The organism is Zobellella denitrificans (assembly GCF_002237365.1).
In the GTDB taxonomy this organism is placed as follows: domain Bacteria; phylum Pseudomonadota; class Gammaproteobacteria; order Enterobacterales; family Aeromonadaceae; genus Oceanimonas; species Oceanimonas denitrificans.
Map to the genome: position 1 here is coordinate 1 of NZ_NMUO01000145.1, position 5,645 is coordinate 5,645.

At 50.4% G+C, this 5,645-nt stretch carries 4 protein-coding genes; 1 reads left to right on the forward strand and 3 read right to left on the reverse strand.

Features of this window, described 5'->3' with window-relative positions; all coding sequences use genetic code 11:
- Positions 1–723 (forward strand): ABC transporter permease (locus tag CGX12_RS18605; RefSeq protein WP_142995702.1); only part of this gene is annotated, 723 nt, incomplete at its 5' end.
- Positions 724–732: 9 nt separating this feature from the next.
- Here the strand turns inward: CGX12_RS18605 and CGX12_RS18610 are convergent.
- From CGX12_RS18610 to CGX12_RS18615, 3 genes are all read right to left on the reverse strand, one after another.
- Positions 733–1,977 carry an MFS transporter gene (locus CGX12_RS18610; RefSeq protein ID WP_094041371.1) on the reverse strand — a complete coding sequence of 415 codons (1,245 nt, stop codon included), beginning with the start codon at positions 1,975–1,977 and terminating at the stop codon, positions 733–735.
- Between the two features lie 217 nt (positions 1,978–2,194).
- Positions 2,195–3,307, reverse strand: a complete 1,113-nt coding sequence (locus tag CGX12_RS19715; RefSeq protein WP_142995703.1) for a hypothetical protein — start codon at positions 3,305–3,307, stop codon at positions 2,195–2,197.
- A gap of 2 nt (positions 3,308–3,309) precedes the next feature.
- Positions 3,310–4,875 carry an AAA family ATPase gene (locus CGX12_RS18615; RefSeq protein WP_094041372.1) on the reverse strand — a complete coding sequence of 522 codons (1,566 nt, stop codon included), beginning with the start codon at positions 4,873–4,875 and terminating at the stop codon, positions 3,310–3,312.
- Positions 4,876–5,645 lie beyond the last annotated feature (770 nt).

The window sequence follows — 5,645 nt, forward strand, 5'->3', positions numbered from 1 at the left end:
GGAGGAGCCCGGCTGCAGCTGGCGCAGCTGCCGCTGGCCCGGCGGGCCGAGGGGCGGCCTTCGTCGTCGGTGCCCCTGCCCGCAGCGCCCATTGGCGTGGTGAGTTTTTACAACCCGCAGCGGGTTTCCGCCATCAACATAGTGCCCGGGCTTATCGGCATCATCCTGACCATGACCATGGTGATGTTCACCGCCGTGGGCATAGTGCGCGAGCGGGAGCGCGGCAACATGGAGCTGCTGATCGCCACCCCGCTCGGCCGCGCCGAGCTGATGATCGGCAAGGTGCTGCCCTACGGGCTGATCGGCCTGGTGCAGACCAGCCTGATCCTGCTGCTCGGCCTGCTGCTGTTTGCGGTGCCCATCCGCGGCAGCGTGCTGGATGTGTACTGGGCCAGCCTGCTGCTGATCCTGGCCAACCTGAGCATGGGCCTGCTGATTTCCACCCGCGCCCAGTCGCAGTTCCAGGCCATGCAGATGACCTTTTTCATCTTCCTGCCGTCCATCCTGTTGTCCGGCTTTATGTTTCCGTTCGACGGCATGCCCCGGCCGGCCCAGTGGATTGCCGAAGCCCTGCCGCTGACCCACTTTTTGCGGCTGATCCGCGGCATTATGCTGCGCGGGGCGGGGCTGGCCGAGCTGTGGCCGGAGGTGCTGGCGCTGCTCGGCTTTATTGTGCTGATGATGACCCTGGCGATTGCCCGCTTCCGCAAGCGGCTCGACTGAGCCGGCCGTTCAGCGGCCGGGTTCGCGCACCCGGGTCAGCAGCCAGGCGCCGAGGGCGAACAGCACCAGCAGGCTGAGCAGCGACAGCCGGTTGCTGCCGGTGGCCAGCGCCACCGCCCCCACCAGCAGGGGCCCCAGCACCGCCGCGAACTTGCCGATCATGTTGAACAGGCCGAAGTAGGCGCCGGCCTGGTCGGCCGGGATCAGCCGGGAATAGAAGGAGCGGGACAGCGCCTGCACCCCGCCCTGCACCAGGCCGATGGCCCCGGCCATAAGGAAGAACTGGCGCTCGGTCTGCAGGCCATAGCCCCAGGCGGTGACCCCCACATAGACCAGCAGCCCCAGGTAGATGGCCTTGCGGGTGCCGATGCGCTCGCCCAGGTAGCCGAAGGCCACGGCGGCGGGAAAGGCGATAAACTGCACCATCAGCAGCGCCGCCACCAGGCTGTTGCTGTCGAAGCCCAGGGCCATGCCGAAGTCCACCGCCATGCGGATGACGGTGTGCACCCCGTCGATATAGAGCCAGTAGGCGATAAGGAAGGTGAACACCGCGGGCCGGCCCGACGCCTGGCGCAGCAGGGCGACCAGGGCGGCGAAGCTGGTGTCGGTGCCGGCAGCGGCGCCGGCGGGGCGCTCCTGCACCCAGAAAAACAGCGGCAGGGCGAACAGCGTCCACCAGGCCGCCACCATCACGAAGGAGACCTTCACCGCCTGGGTGGCCGAGGCCAGGCCGAACCATTCCGGTTTGGTGGCCATCACCACGTTGAGCGCGAACAGCAGGCCGCCGCCCAGGTAGCCCAGGGCATAGCCCCAGGCCGAGACCCGGTCGCTCTCTTCCGGCGCGGCCACGTCCACCAGCAGGGCGTCGTAGAAGGTGAGGCCGCCGAAAAAGCCGACGCTGGCGGCGGCGAACAGCAGCGCCGCCAGCAGCCACTGGCCCTCGCCGGCCCAGAACAGCCCCAGGGTGGGCAGCACCCCGATCAGGGTGAACAGCAGCAGCAACCGCTTTTTGGCGCCGTGCCGGTCGGCCACCGTTCCCAGCCAGGGAGACATCAGCATCACCAGGAGGCTGGCCGCCGAGCTGAACAGCCCCAGCCAGAAGGTGCTCTGGGCCGCCGCCATCTCCCCGGCCCAGTACTGCTTGAACAGCACCGGGAAGAAGCCGGCCAGCACGGTGGTGGCGAAGGTGGAGTTGGCCCAGTCGTACAGCGCCCAGGACCAGGCGGCACGGCTTTTAAGGGTAAGGGAGGTCATGGGGGGGGGGATCCTCGAATGGGGGCTGATTACTAAAGTGCTTGTTCATACTGTTTTTAGTTGCGTATTTAATTTGTTCTTTTAATGTTTTTTCTGGCGCTAAGTAACTGCTCTGAAATAGTGTTAAGTTTTTGATAGGGAATTAGAGGTTAGTATGCATGCTGTTTTTCTGGCTTTATTGGTTGGTGGAGGAGTGTCATGTTCTGTTTTGGGTGGGCTAAAGGCGTGCTCTCTTGGGAGGAGCGCAGCTGTAACTGAAAAATACCTTTCCAATCTCCAGCCATTTCTCTAATACCTCTTGTTCAGTTTCTTTGGATAAAGATGACATTTTTCTTTTCTTTATCATTTCTATCGACTTTAGCAATATGTTATCACCAAATCCATGGATTGAAAAACAAGAGCAATCCGCATCGCATTCTTTTGATTGAAGGCATTTTGCTTTTTTTGCCTCTTTTATTTCAGATATTATTGGGATCCAAAACTCACCATACATGTGGTCTAGATGTAAAGCTTGTTTCAATTTTATTCCGCTTTTATGATCAAAGTGAAATTTTGCTCTTGGATCTAGTGATGATATTTTTTTTAAGTAATCTATTGAGTCGATTATGTGTGGTGGGTAATGTTCGCTCCTGACGATTTCTTCTATTGTTGCTGTGGGTATTAATGATTCGGCTTCATGAACATCAAGGATTAACACTCTGCATTTCTTCTTGTAGGTTATATCTTTAAAAGCGCGACAAGTACTTCCTAGGCTTGAGTTTGGGTGTTTCTTATCGTTATCAACTATACACAGGCAGAACATTCCTTTTCTCTCTAAGTCATCAAATACTTTTTTTATGTTTGCCCCTCCGCCGTTTTCAGGTTTATAACGCATAGATAGGTTAGATAGTTTTCTTTGCTCTAGAAAATATTTTGTGATAAGTCCATAGAATTCGGTGTCGACAATGTCTTCACATAGTATAGTGGCGCTTTGGGTGTTCTCTGAACTAGAAAAGTGATTGTATCCTACTTTGAATACGTGTGTGTCATCATTGTTAATTATTTTATCAGTGTACTCATTGTCATCAAAGTTTACCTCAACATAAAATGAGACGTTTTTTATTGTGCTGTTTAGTTCTATTTGTGCTGTTTTTAGGTGGGAAGCATATCTTTTTATTGTTCTCCCAAAAACACCATTGTTGTCATTTATTATTTTTTCCAGCAAGGTTTTTTCTGCGATAACAATATTTTTTCCTTCCCCGTAAGATTGCAGTATGTTTTCTAGGCATGATGTCTTCTCATGGTTGTCGAAAATTGAGTTGTGATCCTTTGATTCTATTTTTATTATCATTTTCATTTTCCAGAAAAGAAACCAATGGGCCAATTCATAAGATAGCCAGACTCATCAAACTCTGCTGTCGATATGTTGGTCTCTCCATCTGCATTCTTATCAAAAACTATCACGGAGATGTCATGGTTGTTTATGTTTATGTTAGGGTCTTCAACAGCTTCTCCCAAACTTTCAATAATGTTCTGGCTATGTGTCTCAAAAATGATCTTTAAATTTACTCCTTTTTCCTTCGCTGCAGCAACAACCTTAGAAAATAGCTCTCCTAATTTAGCCTGAAATGCTGGGTGAAGATGGAGTTCTGGCTGTTCAATGACAAATATTGGTGCGGTTCTTATACTTGAAGTTTTTCTCTTTTCTGTTTCGAGCCAAATTGTAGCTATGATTGGGAGCATTTGGGAATATCCGAACCCCATGTCACTTATGTTATATTCTTTGTTCTCTTCGGTTGTTCTTATTGTAACGGCATAGTGTGCTCCAACTTCTTTAACAAGTACAGAAAATCCAAAGTTGTCTCGTGTCCAGCTGGTAAACTCTCTTTGCTCGTTTGGTCTTAATGAGTTGAGGAGCATAGCTAAGTTTGAGCCGGTATGGTCTATCTCGTTAATCTGTAGATCTTGGAATCTATAATATCTTTCAGTGGTGGCTCTTAATGGTGCAATATATTTTATACTGGAAAATGTCTTGTGTAGAACTGCATTTATTTCGCTTATTGCATAATTAATGTTCCACCCTATTAAGTAAGGGTATAGTTGTCTTATTATCTCCTCTTTTTTCCTTGTTAGGTGTTTGGTGAAGATCTTCTGATCTTTGAATACATGCATTAATAGAAGCAAAAATTCATCTTTGTTTGATATTGGTATTCTAGAAAGTGATTCTTTTATTTTTCTTGTGTCGGTTCTGGCGTTAGAGTGGGATTTTACGATCTTAACTGCTTCTTCTATGAATAACTCTTCTACATCATCGTGGTGGTAATAATAAAACTCTGGAAAAAATAGTTCTGATGTTAGTTTTGTGCTCATGTCCTCCTTTTTTTTTATTGAGCTTAGTGATGGAATAAACTTGCCAAGCTTTGTAAAGGTTAAATCATTCTTTGTTATCGTGCCATCTTCTCCTTCTATAGTTATGGCTGCGCTTGATGTGTTCAATGTGCTAGGATTAATGGTGACCAATACGTCATTGATTTTTATGGAGATGCTTTTTATTATTGTTTTTAGTTTTTGAGAGGTTATTGATAGTTTTATTTCTATGTTGGACGGAGCTCGTTTCTTTAGTCTCACAGTTCTTGGTCTAGACATGTCAGTCTGTAGGTTGAAATAGAACTCGATCGGCTCGTCACTAGATAAATTTGATACTGCTTCCGAGAAGTCACCAAAGTCTACATATCTTCCAAACCAGAGGATGGGACCGGTTGTGTTGGACTCTATAGACTGTCTGAATAATGGTAGGGTTCTTAAAAAAGAGCTTTTTCCACTACTATTTTTGCCAACGAAAACTGTTATTGGGTTTAAGTTTACTTTTGTTGTTTTTTTAAAGCTTCTAAGGTTCTTTACGCCGATTGAGAACAGCATTGTACTCTCCAGTTGTATGATTTCTTATAAATGTTGATTTTTGAGCGATGTATTATGCAAGGTGAGTTATATTAAATAACTGTTCCGAATGGTAGATGTCTACCGACAGCGACTGGGTTCCGCTAAGCAGACCCTCCGCGCCAGGGATGGCGCGGCGGAGCCCCCAAGGGATGGGCTCACGGCGTGTCTGCGTTCGGGGCCTGGTCGATGTAGCACAATTAGGATCAGTCATTTAATTATAAGCACGCTACCGCCCTTGGGTTACAGCGCCCCATATGCTGTAAAAGGCAGCTTAGCGGCAGGTGCCAACAGGGTCTAGCCGGTGGTGCGGTTTTTGTTGGTTTGGGGTGATGATTGGTTGATAAATAATCGATTGGTGTGTGGGGTTAAGTGCGCGGCCGGATATCGGGACTGTGCCCCGGTTTATGGACCCCCGCCTTCGCGGGGGAGACATCTGAAAGAAGCCTGCGGAGTGTTGGAGTCGGAGTGGGCCCCGCCTTCGCGGGGGAGACATCTGAAAGAAGCCTGTGGGGTGTTGGAGTCGGAGTGGGCCCCCGCCTTTGCGGGGGAGAGATCTGAAGAAACCTGCCGGGCGTTGGAGTCGGAGTGGGCCCCCGCCTTCGCGGGGGTGACACCTGAAGAAGCCTGCGGGGGCGACATGCTGTAATGGCCCGGGTTGCCCCGGGCCTTTTTATTACTTTTTCTTCTGCAGGGCGGCGGCCAGGGCGGCACCCATGGCGCCCTGGGGGGCGGCTTGCTCGCGGCGGGCG